Annotated in this window: 18 protein-coding genes and 2 pseudogenes; 12 read left to right on the forward strand and 8 right to left on the reverse strand. The window is 36.5% G+C overall.

Annotated elements, in window-relative coordinates; translation table 11 throughout:
• Positions 1 to 15 precede the first annotated feature (15 nt).
• Positions 16 to 195, forward strand: a pseudogene (locus tag H280_RS26945) (PKD domain-containing protein); the annotation flags it as partial.
• 3 nt (positions 196 to 198) lie between these two features.
• Positions 199 to 561, forward strand: coding sequence for a pre-peptidase C-terminal domain-containing protein (locus H280_RS26950; RefSeq protein ID WP_442852816.1), 363 nt, complete (start codon positions 199 to 201; stop codon positions 559 to 561).
• Between the two features lie 338 nt (positions 562 to 899).
• Here the strand turns inward: H280_RS26950 and H280_RS0106105 are convergent, their stop codons facing one another.
• Positions 900 to 1,319, reverse strand: coding sequence for a PH domain-containing protein (locus H280_RS0106105; RefSeq protein ID WP_020060234.1), 420 nt, complete (start codon positions 1,317 to 1,319; stop codon positions 900 to 902).
• Positions 1,320 to 1,485: 166 nt separating this feature from the next.
• Here H280_RS0106105 and H280_RS0106110 point away from each other — a divergent pair, with 166 nt between their 5' ends.
• Positions 1,486 to 1,740 (forward strand): SunI/YnzG family protein, encoded by a 255-nt coding sequence (locus H280_RS0106110; protein WP_020060235.1) that lies wholly within the window; start codon positions 1,486 to 1,488, stop codon positions 1,738 to 1,740.
• Between the two features lie 64 nt (positions 1,741 to 1,804).
• Here H280_RS0106110 and H280_RS23125 read toward each other — a convergent pair.
• Positions 1,805 to 2,346 (reverse strand): annotated as a pseudogene (locus H280_RS23125) (phosphatase PAP2 family protein).
• Positions 2,347 to 2,665: 319 nt separating this feature from the next.
• Entirely contained in the window at positions 2,666 to 3,181 is a 516-nt protein-coding gene (locus H280_RS0106120) for a gamma carbonic anhydrase (RefSeq protein WP_020060236.1), read from the reverse strand.
• A gap of 74 nt (positions 3,182 to 3,255) precedes the next feature.
• Here H280_RS0106120 and H280_RS0106125 point away from each other — a divergent pair, with 74 nt between their 5' ends.
• Together H280_RS0106125 and H280_RS0106130 are read left to right on the forward strand one after the other, a co-directional pair.
• Positions 3,256 to 4,056, forward strand: a complete 801-nt coding sequence (locus H280_RS0106125; protein WP_020060237.1) for an alpha/beta hydrolase — start codon at positions 3,256 to 3,258, stop codon at positions 4,054 to 4,056.
• A gap of 42 nt (positions 4,057 to 4,098) precedes the next feature.
• Positions 4,099 to 5,160, forward strand: coding sequence for a tetraprenyl-beta-curcumene synthase family protein (locus H280_RS0106130; RefSeq protein WP_020060238.1), 1,062 nt, complete (start codon positions 4,099 to 4,101; stop codon positions 5,158 to 5,160).
• Positions 5,161 to 5,209: 49 nt separating this feature from the next.
• Here H280_RS0106130 and H280_RS25625 read toward each other — a convergent pair whose 3' ends face one another.
• Positions 5,210 to 5,383: a hypothetical protein gene (locus tag H280_RS25625; RefSeq protein ID WP_020060239.1), complete on the reverse strand. Its 174-nt coding sequence runs from the start codon at positions 5,381 to 5,383 to the stop codon at positions 5,210 to 5,212.
• A 55-nt stretch (positions 5,384 to 5,438) separates the two neighbouring features.
• Here H280_RS25625 and H280_RS0106140 point away from each other — a divergent pair, with 55 nt between their 5' ends.
• Positions 5,439 to 5,642 (forward strand): hypothetical protein, encoded by a 204-nt coding sequence (locus tag H280_RS0106140; protein ID WP_020060240.1) that lies wholly within the window; start codon positions 5,439 to 5,441, stop codon positions 5,640 to 5,642.
• A 204-nt stretch (positions 5,643 to 5,846) separates the two neighbouring features.
• Here the strand turns inward: H280_RS0106140 and H280_RS0106145 are convergent, their stop codons facing one another.
• The 3 genes from H280_RS0106145 to H280_RS0106155 all read right to left on the reverse strand — a co-directional run bounded on the left by H280_RS0106145 (position 5,847) and on the right by H280_RS0106155 (position 8,249).
• Positions 5,847 to 6,539, reverse strand: coding sequence for an aspartate/glutamate racemase family protein (locus H280_RS0106145; protein WP_020060241.1), 693 nt, complete (start codon positions 6,537 to 6,539; stop codon positions 5,847 to 5,849).
• A gap of 181 nt (positions 6,540 to 6,720) precedes the next feature.
• On the reverse strand, positions 6,721 to 7,293 hold the full coding sequence (locus tag H280_RS0106150) for a class I SAM-dependent methyltransferase (RefSeq protein ID WP_020060242.1): 573 nt from the start codon (positions 7,291 to 7,293) through the stop codon (positions 6,721 to 6,723).
• A complete protein-coding gene (locus tag H280_RS0106155) occupies positions 7,290 to 8,249 on the reverse strand; it encodes a TIGR01212 family radical SAM protein (protein ID WP_020060243.1) in 960 nt (319 codons plus the stop codon). Before H280_RS0106155 ends, H280_RS0106150 begins: the two co-directional genes overlap by 4 nt.
• A 104-nt stretch (positions 8,250 to 8,353) precedes the next feature.
• Here H280_RS0106155 and H280_RS0106160 point away from each other — a divergent pair, with 104 nt between their 5' ends.
• Genes H280_RS0106160 through H280_RS0106175 form a run of 4 tightly spaced genes read left to right on the forward strand, consistent with a single transcriptional unit; the run spans position 8,354 to position 9,887 of the window.
• On the forward strand, positions 8,354 to 8,617 hold the full coding sequence (locus H280_RS0106160; RefSeq protein WP_020060244.1) for a YtzC family protein: 264 nt from the start codon (positions 8,354 to 8,356) through the stop codon (positions 8,615 to 8,617).
• Positions 8,618 to 8,632: 15 nt separating this feature from the next.
• Positions 8,633 to 8,782 carry a hypothetical protein gene (locus H280_RS0106165; protein ID WP_020060245.1) on the forward strand — a complete coding sequence of 50 codons (150 nt, stop codon included), beginning with the start codon at positions 8,633 to 8,635 and terminating at the stop codon, positions 8,780 to 8,782.
• An 18-nt stretch (positions 8,783 to 8,800) separates the two neighbouring features.
• On the forward strand, positions 8,801 to 8,944 hold the full coding sequence (locus tag H280_RS25630; RefSeq protein ID WP_020060246.1) for a hypothetical protein: 144 nt from the start codon (positions 8,801 to 8,803) through the stop codon (positions 8,942 to 8,944).
• Entirely contained in the window at positions 8,937 to 9,887 is a 951-nt protein-coding gene (locus tag H280_RS0106175) for a sporulation protein (protein WP_020060247.1), read from the forward strand. Before H280_RS25630 ends, H280_RS0106175 begins: the two co-directional genes overlap by 8 nt.
• Before the next feature lie 162 nt (positions 9,888 to 10,049).
• On the opposite strand, the gene H280_RS26955 is transcribed toward H280_RS0106175, so the two are convergent.
• Positions 10,050 to 10,214: a DUF4372 domain-containing protein gene (locus H280_RS26955; protein ID WP_442852815.1), complete on the reverse strand. Its 165-nt coding sequence runs from the start codon at positions 10,212 to 10,214 to the stop codon at positions 10,050 to 10,052.
• 140 nt (positions 10,215 to 10,354) lie between these two features.
• On the opposite strand from H280_RS26955, the gene H280_RS0106180 reads away from it, so the two are divergent.
• Positions 10,355 to 11,116, forward strand: coding sequence for an ABC transporter ATP-binding protein (locus H280_RS0106180; protein WP_020060248.1), 762 nt, complete (start codon positions 10,355 to 10,357; stop codon positions 11,114 to 11,116).
• Between the two features lie 16 nt (positions 11,117 to 11,132).
• Positions 11,133 to 12,974, forward strand: coding sequence for an FtsX-like permease family protein (locus H280_RS0106185; protein WP_020060249.1), 1,842 nt, complete (start codon positions 11,133 to 11,135; stop codon positions 12,972 to 12,974).
• Positions 12,975 to 13,078 lie beyond the last annotated feature (104 nt).

Here is a 13,078-nt window from a genome sequence, read left to right on the forward strand (position 1 = left end):
GGAGAAGAAAATAGCGCAATTCAGTTTAAGAGCGATAGTTCAAAAGCTGAAGGTCGAAAAGTTATTTCGTACCTTTGGGACTTTGGAGATGGGAAAACAAGCACAGAAGAAAATCCTACTCATGCATATGAAAAAGAAGGAACGTATACAGCAACCTTAACAATGACAGATGATAAAGGAAAAGAAAGCAAAGAACAAATGACAGTTAGTGTAGATCGAATAGGAGCAACTGAAATAGAACCAAATAATCGTCCTGAACAAGCAAATGTAATTCCGTTTAATACGCTTCTCAAAGGTTCATTTAAGGAAGAAAACTATACGGATATTTATACGTTTAATGTGTCATCACCAAAAGAAATGGAGATTTTTGTTATTAATGAATGTAAACTCAACATGACGTGGGCGCTTTATCATGAATCGGATTTGAGAACATCCGTTACAAATGGACAGCCTGGTGGAGATGTAATTAAAGGAAAGTTTACTGCAAAACCAGGGAAGTATTATTTATATGTGGGTACATATGATCAGAGAAATGGCACATATTCCGTTAAAGTAAAATAAAGATAGAAATAGAGATACTTCTTCATAGAAAGAAGTGTCTCTATTTTATTTAGCGAATCATAACTTACGGAAATTAGGATATTGTAGAAGGAAATTTATGCGAGGAGCGCCAATTTTGTTATATATAGATGCAAATTGAAAAACTAACATAAAAACCCTTTTCTTTTTCGGTGGGCGAGAGCAACTGGCCATGCATAGAGACGGTCAGTTCCTTTTCCTGCCACGTACAAAGTTTAAAACAAAGATAGACAGCAAGTAGCGGCCATGTTTTGTTCTGCATAGCAGCGACTTAGATGTTAAAAAGTCAACTTGTATTTATATAAATAAACCCGCTAAAACTATTCATTAGCGGGTTTGTTTATGATTCTGATAGTAGGACATTTTTCTTTTAATAAACTAATAAATTTTTCTTCTTCTTGTGGTACACAAACTGTTAGTATATCAAATAAACCATATGCAATTTCTAATCGCCGTCTTGTCCATTTTTTGGAGTTTAATGATTTGCCGTAGTATTTCATGTGTTGAATATCTTTAAAAGGAATTTCGGTGTTTGTAAAATAGTATTTAATAATAATGGATTTATCGGTGATGGTATAAGTGGATCTAGCAACTAATAACAAATTAATTATGTTTAACAATATCATACAACTTAAATAAACATTATTGTCTTCTTGTATGAAAAACATTGCAATAAAAAAGAAAATAGGTATTAAAAGCATGAGCATATGAAAAGGATTTTGTTTTACTTTGAATTTCATGTATATCCACCTCGGTATCTTCGGTACATAAAATAATTATAATACAATAATTCTTAGGTGAAATATGCATAATTGCATATTTTATCTTTTTTTAATGAGGTAAAATTTGTAATAGATTTTTATTTTTGTTATAAAAATCTATTAATCATGGAAAGGTCTTGATCAAATGCTAGGAATTAAAGTTACAAAAACAGACGAAGAATTAATGATTGAATGGCAACTAGCAAAAATTTGTATTCCTCTAAAGGAAATTATTGAGGTCATTGAAGATGACACTTATGGTGGAGAGGAAGCGAATGTAATTCGAATTGGAACGCCGTATGGGACAACGGATCGAATCCTGATTAAGACTAAAAAATACAATTATTTGTTATTTACTACAAATAAAACTTCAATTTTGAATGCGATACATTCAGCTTGAAAATATTTCATTTTAAAAGCCCTTGGGAAGCGTCCCAAGGGCTATAGTTTTTCATGAAGGTCTTCTATATAAAAAGTGGAATGAATTGATAATAAGAAACAATGCCGGCTATTGATTCGAGACACATGCCAACGAGCACATCAGATGGATAGTGCAGGCCGAGATAAATACGCGAAATGCCTACGCTAATTGCAACAGGAAGTAGCAAGAATGTCTATGTGGTTCATATAATAGAAAAGGAATGATAACAGAAAAGATAGCAGTTGTGTGTCCAGATGGAAAAGAATGATCCATTAATGGATTTGTAGGGTACTTTGCATTATGAATTGTTAAATAAGGGCGTTTTCGCGGAAGGGATTTTTTGGAAATTCGTACGGAAATATGACTAATGGCAAGGGAAATAGCGCTTGTAATTGCTATGCCTCGTAAAGATCCGCTTGTGAGAACAAGTAAGAATATAATAAGAGAGATTGTAAACGTTGCACCGCCCATGTGAGTAATGGTGCCAAAAAAGATGTTTAATGTCTTACGTTCGAAATAATGATTAATTCCTTTGAAGATGTAGCACTCTATTTTATATAAGGAGCTGCTGGATCTAGTTTTCATTAAACTTCTCCTCCTTACTACATATATATAGATGTAAATTGAAAAACCAACATAAAACCCTTTTCTTTTTCGGTGGGCGAGAGAAACTGGCGATGCATAGAGGCGGTCAGTTCCTTTTCCTGCCACGTGCAAAGTTTAAAACAAAGATAGACAACAAGTAGCGGCCACGTTTTGTCCTGCATAGCAGCGACTTAGGTGTGAAAAAGTCAACTTGCATTTATATGTTAATAAGATTTTATTGAGGGAATACTAAGATTCTGTAAAGAAAATGTAGAGTTTTACGAAAAAAGGCTGCCATGTAAGGTGGCAGCTAAAAAGATTACTTCGTTTGTAAACTTTTATAATATTGTCCTTTTTCGACGTATTGACGACGAATGCGAGACATATCTTCACGGTCTTCTTCCGTTAGTTCACGAATTACTTTGGCTGGGCGACCGAATGCAAGTGTATTTGGCGGGATTTTCTTTCCTTGTGGTACTAAACTGCCGGCACCAATAAATGCACCTTTACCAATTTCAGCTCCGTCTAAAATAATGGAACCCATACCGATTAAAGCATCTTTTTTCACTGTACAACTATGTAAAATGACTTGATGTCCAATTGTGACATCATCTTCTAAAATAAGTGGATACTTTGGACTTTGATGAAGTGTACATTGATCTTGTATATTAGTTCGGTCTCCGATAATCGTAGGAGAAACATCCCCACGGATGACAGTGTTAAACCAAACGCTGGATTCTTCACCAATTGTAACATCACCTGTAATTGTGACATAGTCAGCAATAAATGCACTATCAGCAATTTTCGGGTTTTTGTCTTTGTAAGGATAAATCATATAAGTAACCTTCCTCTCCTAGAAACTAATACTAGTGTAGCAAATTATGAAATAGAGTGAAATGGAGGAATTTTATGTGGAATTATGAAGCAGAAGAGGCGAAAGGTGTTATAGTTATGGTACATGGTGCAATGGAGCATCATGGACGTTACGAAGCACTTGCAGACATGTGGCGTCATTTTGGCTTTCATGTTGTGATGGGAGATTTACCTGCGCACGGAACAACTTCAAGAAATAGAGGACATATTACGTCATTTGATGAATACATAGAAGAAGTAAAGACATGGATTAAAGAAGCAAGAAAATATTACTTGCCCCTTTTTCTATTCGGACATAGTATGGGAGGATTAACCGTCATTCGCGTACTGCAAGAAACGAAAATGGATGTGCAGGGAGTAGTCTTGACTTCGCCATGTTTAGGGGTGTTATCAATGCCGAAACTACCGATTCGTACCATTGCGAAGGTACTGAATGTTGTGACACCGAAAATGCAATTTCATTCAAATATTACAGTTGAAATGGCAACGCGCAATCATGAAATTCGCGATGCGATGGAAAATGATTCATTGTTCTTGCGCAAAGTATCAGTTCGTTGGTATAGTGAGTTAATTAAAGCTATAGAAGTTGCACATGAAAAACGAGATGAATTTCCGGACGTACCCCTCTTGCTAATGCAGGCATGTGAGGATAAACTTGTAGATAAAACACGCGTCCGCAACTGGTTTGATAGTCTGAAAATTAGTGACAAAGCATACAAGGAATGGCCGAATTGTTACCATGAGCTGTTTAATGAGTATGAAAAAGATGAAATTTTTGCATATGCTAAATCGTTTGTAGAAACACATTTAATTCAAGAAAAAGAAATAAATATTTAACAGTATAAATTTTATATTCATTTAGAGGAGATGAAGAAAGAAGTGAAAGTACCGAGTAACCCCATAACGCTCATGGCGAAAGTATACCGAGATGTGTTTCCGGTCGTACACCATGAGCTCGCAATGTGGAAAGAACGCGCCTACCATATTCCGAATGATGAACTCCATAATCAAGCATTAGCGAGTATTGAGCATAAAACATTTCACTGTGAAGGCGGCGGCATTCTAGCGCTGCTTGCCGATGAACATCGCGAGGAATGCATTCGATTCATTGTAGCATATCAAACAATTAGTGATTATTTGGATAATTTATGCGACCGTAGTACATCACTTGATCCTAATGATTTTGCAGCGCTCCATGAGTCAATGCTTGCAGCGCTAACACCAGGAAGTGAAGGAAGCAACTATTATCGTTACCGTGATGATCAAGATGATGGTGGTTATTTAGATGAACTTGTAATAACTTGTCAAGAAGTGCTTGCGAAGACGAAGCATTATAACAAGATTGCACCAATTCTTCACGAACTTGCTTGTTATTACTGTGATTTACAGATTCATAAACATGTAAAGCAAGAAGAGAGAGAAGAGCGCTTAAAAACGTGGTTTGCAGCACATCGTGAAAAAGTCCCGCCAATGAGCTGGTTTGAGTTTTCTGCTTGTGCAGGTTCAACGCTCGGTATTTTCTGCCTTGTAGCGTATGCATTCCATGATGAATTAACAGACGATGATATTATGAAAATTAAACAAGGATATTTTCCTTATGTACAAGGACTACATATTTTACTTGATTACTTCATTGACCAAGAAGAAGATCGAATTGGCGGAGATTTAAATTTTTGTAGTTATTATGAAAATAAAGAAACAACTCTTGAGAGATTGCAACATTTTGTAATAGAAGCAGAAAGAAGTTTAGAACAACTGCCGCACATGAAATTCCATCGCCTCATCAGCCGAGGACTGCTTGGCATTTATTTATCAGACGAGAAAGTGTCGCAGCAAAAAGAAATGCAGCACATGGCACGGCGCATCGTGAAATACGGAGGTTTTACTTCACGCTTTTTCTACTGGAATGGAAAGATGTATCGGAAGAAAATCGCGCAGTAATGAAAACGAGCTGTATTCTACAGAGGGTAGGATGCAGCTCGTTTTTATGTTAATACGGGATAAAAGGATCATTCCGATGCTGATCATCTCTTCCTAGTTCCTCATGAATGGTTTGGTTATCTGATTTATTTGGAGCTTTGGATTTATATTTGCGCTGTAAGAAAAACCCTACACTAATAAGCAAAATGCAAATGGACCAAAATATGATACCAAAGATTGTCATGTATTCACCTCTTTTTTTCTATTATATGGTAAAATGTAAATGCGGAGGTGCTAAAATGAAGAAATTCTTTAAAAAGTTATATGATAATATCGAAGTTTCGTTATTAGTGTGCCTTTCTATTTCATTTGTACTTGGTATTTATAATATGCTGATAAAAGCAGGTGGACCAACAACTGTAGATTACATTATGCAGGCGGTATTAGCAGTAGTTATTATTGTGGATATTTGGTTCTTAAAGCATCCAGAAGAAACGAATTAAGGAGCGCTCAAGGGGGCTCCTTTTGTTGTTATATCCATGTTGGATTTTGTCGAGGGGTCTTTAAATCGTGTCGAAGCGCCGATATATGATGAAAAGTAGTCGATATATTTCAAAAGTCGCCGATATATCGATGAGACATTGGTTAGTTGCTAGAATCTATCAAAACAGAACGGCAATATTGCACACACCGTTCTGTGGAGTCAATTAGTTCTGGATCTCCTTTTGATAAGCTACATACTTATTTACAATAGCTTTGGCAAGACATGTAGCGGAATCTACAATGTAAAGATGATTTTGTTTTGTCTCTAATACGACATTCAAATCTGTACAAGCTATGACAACAGCATCAACAGTTTCAGTTAATTCTAAGCATAGTGTATGCCACAAGTTACTTGCTTCGTTTATTTGCCCTATTTTTATTTTATGTATCATTTGATTAACAACAGTTTGCCAACTATCTTTTTGGATATAATCGACACCACGTTTTACAAATCCTTCTTGATATATACCAGATTGAACGGTTGAATCAGTTGCTAAAAGAGCTAACTTTTGAACGTGAGTAGGTATTTCTTTTAGTGTTTCATTCACCATATTTAATACTGGAATTGAGAGGGATGCTTGTAGTTGATCAAAATAAAGATGTGCAGTATTACATGGCATAGCAATAAAATCAACATCCGTACTTTCAAGTTTTTGTGCTCCGTTTATAATAGCTCTTTCCATCTCTTCATGATTAATCGTTTTATCGATATAGAATGGCGTCGGACATGAGTAAATCATCATATGAGGAAAGTCCATGTCATCTTGCGCCCCGTAAATTTCTTGGCATTGTTTTACTACATTATCAACGAATGGTCCAGTAGATTTTGGGCCCATCCCTGCTAGTATTCCAATCATAGTTGTTCATCCCCTTTGTTTTCATTAGGATATAGAAATTCTTGTTTCGCGTGAAAGAATCCTTCTTAGAGAATAAAAAATACGCGCGTATGCACGTATTTTTTAGGTGTAATTATGCCAGAATTTGTCGAAGAGTCTTTAAACCCTGTCGAAGCGTCGATATATTGGCGCGGCACTTATTCTATCTTTTTTCAATCGCAATAATAAACGGCGGGTTATTTTGTTGGTTCATAAACTCGTACTTCAGTACGTGTGCTTCTTTTTGAGCGAGCTGCTTTGCAAATTTGATAACGGCATCGCGTTCTATTTGTCCTTCAGGATGTCCGTGATAGATGACAAGGACGATGATACCTTCTGGTGCCATCACTTCTAATAACTGCTGCAAGGCAGAAAGAGTTGAGTTTGGTTTTGTGACGATGCTTTTGTCACCGCCAGGAAGGTAGCCTAAGTTAAAGATCGCTCCCGTTACTTTTCCTTTTGCGTCTTCTGGTAAAACGGCTGTTAATGTATCGTGGCTATCATGAATAAGAACAGCACGCCCCGTCAGTCCTTTTTCTTGTAGCCGTGTGCTTGAGTTGGTGATGGCTTCTTCTTGAATATCAAAGCCAAATACTTTTCCACTTTCGCCAACAAGCTCTGCTAAAAAGCACGTATCATGACCGTTGCCTAGCGTTGCATCAACGGCGTAATCTCCTTCTTTCACCGCACGCTCTAGCAGCGTGCGAGCAAAAGGCAATATGCGTTCTAATTTCATACTGTCTTCACCTCATTTGCATACTTGCCTTGCCAGCTACCGCGGCGTACAAATTCAGCATCGATTGCATTTAATACTTCCCACTTGTTCAAGCTCCACATTGGACCAATCATTAAGTCGGGCGGACCGTCACCTGTGATGCGGTGTACGATGACATCTGATGGAATGATTTCAAGCTGATCAACAACGAGATTCACGTAATCTTCAAGAGACATAAATTGTAGTTGACCTTTTTCATATTGCTTCACCATAGGCGTTCCTTTTAATAAGTGGAGCAAATGAATTTTGATTCCTTGAATATCAAGTTTTGCGACTTCGCGCGCTGTTTCCATCATCATGTCATAGTCTTCAAGCGGGAGACCGTTAATGATATGTGAGCACACGTTAATGTTATGCTTACGAAGTTTATTTATCCCTTCTACATAGGAAGGATAATCGTGAGCACGGTTAATGAGAAGTGCTGTACGTTCATGTACAGTTTGTAAGCCAAGTTCGACCCAAAGGTACGTCCGTTTATTTAAATCAGCTAAATATTCGACAACATCATCAGGTAAGCAGTCTGGCCTTGTAGCAATCGAAAGACCGACAACGCCTTCTTCCTTTAAAAGAGGTTCAAATTTTTCTTTTAGCACTTCAACTGGAGCGTGTGTATTCGTATAAGCTTGGAAATAGGCGATACACTTACCATCTTTCCATTTCGTATGCATCTTTTCTTTCATTTCATGATATTGCGTAACAACATCATCACGGCGGTCACCGGCAAAGTCTCCGGAACCAGCCGCACTGCAAAATGTACAGCCGCCATACGCAACTGTGCCATCACGGTTTGGACAGTCAAATCCAGCATCTAAGGAAACTTTAAAGATTTTCTCGCCGAAATGTCCGCGCAGATGGTAGTTCCACGTATGGTAACGTTTATTGTCATTTGAATATGGGAAAGGATTTTGAACTTTCATGTTATTCCTCCTCAAAGATATGAGCAAAAATCATTATAACATACTCATAAGGTTCACATAGAACGGACAAGCTAAAGGAGAAATATAGGCAAGGAGGAACAATCATGGCAGAGCGTGATGCACTAGAAGCATGTATTCAAAATGCAGAAAAAGCAATGGAGTATGCAAAAGAACAATTAGAAATTGGAATGAGACAAGAACATTACAATACGATGGAATATTCTGATGCACAGCTTCAGTTGGAACAATCTTACAATGAGATGCAAACGATGCAGAACTACGCAAATGATGAACAACGTGAACAGCTGAACCGTGCGCGTATGGCAATACGTCAATTACAACACCAAATGATTATTACACCGCATTAATAAGGAGTGATATAAATGACAACGCGTTCCGATCAAAATAACCCAGAGCAAAAAACACAAAATGGACATAACGCTGAGTTTTCCAATGAACTTGATCCAGTTGTGCAAGCAAAACAAAACAATCGTAAGAAAAGTCAACCGCAAAAATCGAAGCAATCTGAATAGAAGAGAAAAAACGCCAACATGAAACCACTACCACATGATTGTGTTAGTGGTTTTTATTATACAAATAACATTTTATCCTTATATAATAATGAAGAGGGAAAAGTAGATAAAAAAGCAGTTTTTTATAAAACTAAAAACAAAGGGAGCGGTATAGATGCTTAAGAAAATGTTAGCAAGGTTTGGAAAAGGAGCAGCTAAAGTTGATTTACGCTTTGAGAATCGTCCGTATGCAGCGGGAGAGACTGTATATGGAGAAGTACATATTCAAGGCGGTGAAGTAGAACAAAAAATAAATAGTCTGGCTGTAAGTTTCATGATGCGCTTTATGACAAAACAAGATATGGTCCGCCGTGAAATAGCACTGATTCCACTAAGTGGAGCACAAATGATTTATCCGAGCGAACAAAAAGTCATTCCATTTTCTTATGTGATTCCAACTCATTTTCCGATTTCTCGAGAAGGTGTTTCTTATTATTTTGATACGCATTTAGATATTCAAGGCGGAATAGATCGAATGGATTTTGATGATGTTGTTATAGATGCTTCTAAGGAAGTACAAACCATTTTTTATGCACTGAGCAGTCTAGGGTTTCAGGAGAAATCAAAATCCGGTAAGGTAGATACATATGGACAAGAATTTTCTTTTGTTCCTACAGAGTTGTTTGTAATGCAGGTGAATGAAATAGAGATGCGCCTTGCTTATGAAGGAACAGGAATCCGAATTTGGTTAGAGATAGATTGTCGTAATCGTTATGAAGAGATCGAAGCGAAACGTGAATTCTTTATTTCACAAGATGTGTTACGGGATACAAGACAGGTAGCGTTTATGTTAAAACAATATATAACAGAAATAACGTCCAATCCTTATGGATATATCCAACCGTTTTCTTATGAAACATATCATCATTCATTTCATAAACAAGCGGGAAGCCCAATTGCGGGCATGGTAGGTGGATTAGCAGTTGGAATATTAGGTGGCGTATTATTAAATGAATTAATAGATGATGTGGATGTAGAGGAAATAATAGAAGAAGTAGTAGAGGAAGAATTAGAAATAGAAGAAGAACAAGAAGAATCATTTTTTGGGATGATGAGGAATAATTGAAAGGGTGTTCTGTACATGTAAACAAAGAAAATCTTCACTGATGGAAGTTTCACTTTATTTTAAATAAAGAAAAATTGCTTGAAAGAACTCGATTGGCACTTGATTTAGTCGACGTCCAAGCTGCGAGAAACTAATCGATTCCAGATTTGTTGTCTGGCTGAGTTATTCTGAAAATAAACAGTCTGAAAGTGCCTGTAAACTCTTCGTTTCATGGAGCTGTGCGTAAAGTAGTACCTTTAAAAAAGAAGGCATAAAAAGCTTCTTCGTATAGCGATGTAAGTGATAGGTTTTCACCTGTTCAGCGATTAAAATAATAAACGGCTCCATATGCTACATGTTTACATGTAACATATGGAGCCGTTTTTGTATATGACAAAATTGTAAGATAAATGTAAGTTTAATCAATGGTAGATAATGCTTTAAAGGAGCAAAATAGAAACAGGAAAACAAAGTACAGGGGGATTTATATGAAAACACCAGTTGTAGACGTAAAGAATGTTCAAAAAGTATACGGTAAAAAAGGTGAGAGTCAATCACACGCATTAAAGGGTGTATCATTCTCTATTCAAGAGGGGGAATTTGTTGGGATTATGGGACCTTCTGGTTCTGGAAAAACAACATTATTAAATGTTATTTCAACATTAGATAAGGCGACGGAAGGCGTTGTTGAAATTGCAGGTACAGATATTACGAAAATGAAGCAAGGGGAATTATCTGATTTCCGTTCACAAAAACTAGGCTTCATATTTCAAGATTTTAACTTACTAGAAAATCTATCAATTTATGAAAATATTGCATTGCCTCTTTCACTGCAAGGCGTTCCTTCAAAAAAGATTGGACCGAAAGTAGAGAAGGTGGCAGAAATGCTAGGGATTTCAGAGATGCTTCAAAAATATCCATCTGAAGTATCTGGTGGACAAAAGCAACGTTCAGCAGCAGCGCGTGCGCTTGTACATGAACCAGCCATTATTTTAGGAGATGAGCCAACAGGAGCGCTAGATTCTAAAAATGCGACAAGTCTTTTAGAAGCGATGACAAGCTTAAATGAAGAACAAGGTGTTTCTATTATGATGGTTACACATGACCCGTTTAGTGCAAGTTATTGCCGACGTATTTTATTTATCCAAGATGGTGAGTTATATAAAGAAATTCACCGCAAGGGTACACGTGAAGAATTTTATAAAGAAATTTTAGATGTGCTTGCTGATTTAGGCACACAAAAAGCGTAAGAAAGGAGAGGTAGGCATGTTATTTAAGCTTTCCATGTCAGGACTGAAAAGTAAACTGAAAGACTATATCGTTTTACTAACTGGTCTTGTTATGTCAATTTCTATTTTTTATATGTTTCAAACGCTTGCGCTGAATAAAGCGTTTCTTGAATCAAATTCCGTTATTGCAGCAATTGGATTTGTCTTTCATGCTGGTTCATTCTTATTAGCAATTATAACGTTCTTCTATATTTTATATGCGAATTCGTTCTTATTATCTCTTCGTCAAAAAGAGTTTGGTATGTATATGATGTTAGGAGCAAAAAAGCATAAGGTTACATTGCTTATGTTTATAGAAACAATTGTAATTGGATTCGCGTCTCTTATAATCGGGATTGCAGTTGGTGCAGGGCTAGCACAAGGAATCGGTCAGTTACTTATGAAGCAGCTGGAGTTTCCAGCAGTCGGTTATCATGCATTTTATGTTCCATCGATGACGGTTACATGTATCTTCTTCGTTTCATTATTTGTATTATCAGCAATTATGAATAGTATTAAGTTATCACGTATTTCAGTATTGCAGCTTGTGCATGCAGATGCGCAAGCAGAGCGCGTTACTGTAAAAGGAAAAACGACTGCTGTTATTGGATTTCTTGCAATAATCTTATTAGCAATAGGTTATGCTTCTATGATTTATATGGAAAAACTACAACAAGTGGGTATCATCATTGCATTGATTACAACAACAGCTGGAACGTATATGTTGTTTGCTTCTGTCCTTCCACTTGTGATCAAAAAGCTGAAAAGTAATAAAAAGCGAAGCGAAAAAGGGCTTAATGCCTTTACATTTGCACAGCTAAACTTCCGTATTAACAGCTTAACGAAAGTACTAGCAACAGTAGCGATGTTAGTTGCACTTGGTGCGGGGTCTATTTCTGGTGGTATGGCATTTAAAAATAACATTATGATGATGGTTGATGGTGTCCAAATATATGATTCGGTTATTCATAACCCAGCAGCAGAAGAGAAGAAAATATTAAACGGTATTCCATTCAATGAGAAAAATGAATATCGTTATAAAGTCGATGATAAGTTTGTTTATTATGTAAAAGAAGATTTAGAGAAACATCCTCCATTAGTACATGATGGTGTAGGAAAAGAAAGCTTTGGTAAATTTAAACGTGTTTCAGGAGATCTTCCTGTAGGTGCCGTTTTAAAAGGTAGTCAAGAAAAATCAGTGGTAATCCCAGAAGACTGGGATAAGGCGTTAAGAAATATTCAGCCATTTTATTTATACCGCAATCAATCAATTAAAATTGTCGATCAGAAGATGTACAATGAAGTAAAAGGAAAAGAAGGCATTGTCTTTATTGGAAAAACAGATGATTTTATTGCACACAAAAATGAGTGGAAAAAACTTGATGAGTTGCAACTACAGAAACATAAAGATGTAAAAGCAGATGACTTAGCAACGAAATATGCGATGTATACTGGATTTTATGGCATTGCGAGCGGAACCGTATTCATGGGATTCTTCCTAGGAATCGCGTTCTTAGCAATGATGGCAAGCTGCTTAATGTTTAAAATCCTATCCGGAGCATCAAAAGATATTACACGTTACAACATGCTTCGTAAAATTGGTGTACGTCGTGAGTTGTTAACGAAGTCAATTTATAAAGAATTGTTCTTCGTATTCTTATTCCCTGCAATTATCGGGATTGTGCACGTATTAATCGGAATGAATATTTTTAGCTTTATCTTAATTAATCCATATTTCCGTATTTGGCTTCCAATTGTCATTTTCGTAGTCATTTATACGATCTACTATTTTATTACAGTACAATTGTATAAAGGAATTGTTCTTCCGAAAGAGGAATAGGATTTGGGAAATACCGAGCACCATCGCTCGGTATTTTTTACATTCACAAGGATGATTTAAATTATTGAATCTGTTAGAAAGTTTTTGTTACGATTATACGAGGG

The organism is Bacillus sp. 123MFChir2 (assembly GCF_000383235.1).
In the GTDB taxonomy this organism is placed as follows: domain Bacteria; phylum Bacillota; class Bacilli; order Bacillales; family Bacillaceae_G; genus Bacillus_A.

Coding starts and splice junctions, on each gene's coding strand:
- H280_RS0106165 (WP_020060245.1), top strand. CDS start 8,633: ATGACAACGCGTTCCGATCAAAATAACCCAGAGCAAAAAACACAAAAT.
- H280_RS26950 (WP_442852816.1), top strand. CDS start 199: ATGACAGTTAGTGTAGATCGAATAGGAGCAACTGAAATAGAACCAAAT.
- H280_RS0106140 (WP_020060240.1), top strand. CDS start 5,439: ATGAAGAAATTCTTTAAAAAGTTATATGATAATATCGAAGTTTCGTTA.
- H280_RS0106160 (WP_020060244.1), top strand. CDS start 8,354: ATGGCAGAGCGTGATGCACTAGAAGCATGTATTCAAAATGCAGAAAAA.
- H280_RS0106120 (WP_020060236.1), bottom strand. CDS start 3,181: ATGATTTATCCTTACAAAGACAAAAACCCGAAAATTGCTGATAGTGCA.
- H280_RS0106105 (WP_020060234.1), bottom strand. CDS start 1,319: ATGAAATTCAAAGTAAAACAAAATCCTTTTCATATGCTCATGCTTTTA.
- H280_RS0106145 (WP_020060241.1), bottom strand. CDS start 6,539: ATGATTGGAATACTAGCAGGGATGGGCCCAAAATCTACTGGACCATTC.
- H280_RS0106125 (WP_020060237.1), top strand. CDS start 3,256: ATGTGGAATTATGAAGCAGAAGAGGCGAAAGGTGTTATAGTTATGGTA.
- H280_RS25625 (WP_020060239.1), bottom strand. CDS start 5,383: ATGACAATCTTTGGTATCATATTTTGGTCCATTTGCATTTTGCTTATT.
- H280_RS26955 (WP_442852815.1), bottom strand. CDS start 10,214: ATGGAGCCGTTTATTATTTTAATCGCTGAACAGGTGAAAACCTATCAC.
- H280_RS0106175 (WP_020060247.1), top strand. CDS start 8,937: ATGCTTAAGAAAATGTTAGCAAGGTTTGGAAAAGGAGCAGCTAAAGTT.
- H280_RS0106150 (WP_020060242.1), bottom strand. CDS start 7,293: ATGAAATTAGAACGCATATTGCCTTTTGCTCGCACGCTGCTAGAGCGT.
- H280_RS0106180 (WP_020060248.1), top strand. CDS start 10,355: ATGAAAACACCAGTTGTAGACGTAAAGAATGTTCAAAAAGTATACGGT.
- H280_RS0106185 (WP_020060249.1), top strand. CDS start 11,133: ATGTTATTTAAGCTTTCCATGTCAGGACTGAAAAGTAAACTGAAAGAC.
- H280_RS0106110 (WP_020060235.1), top strand. CDS start 1,486: ATGCTAGGAATTAAAGTTACAAAAACAGACGAAGAATTAATGATTGAA.
- H280_RS0106155 (WP_020060243.1), bottom strand. CDS start 8,249: ATGAAAGTTCAAAATCCTTTCCCATATTCAAATGACAATAAACGTTAC.
- H280_RS25630 (WP_020060246.1), top strand. CDS start 8,801: ATGAAACCACTACCACATGATTGTGTTAGTGGTTTTTATTATACAAAT.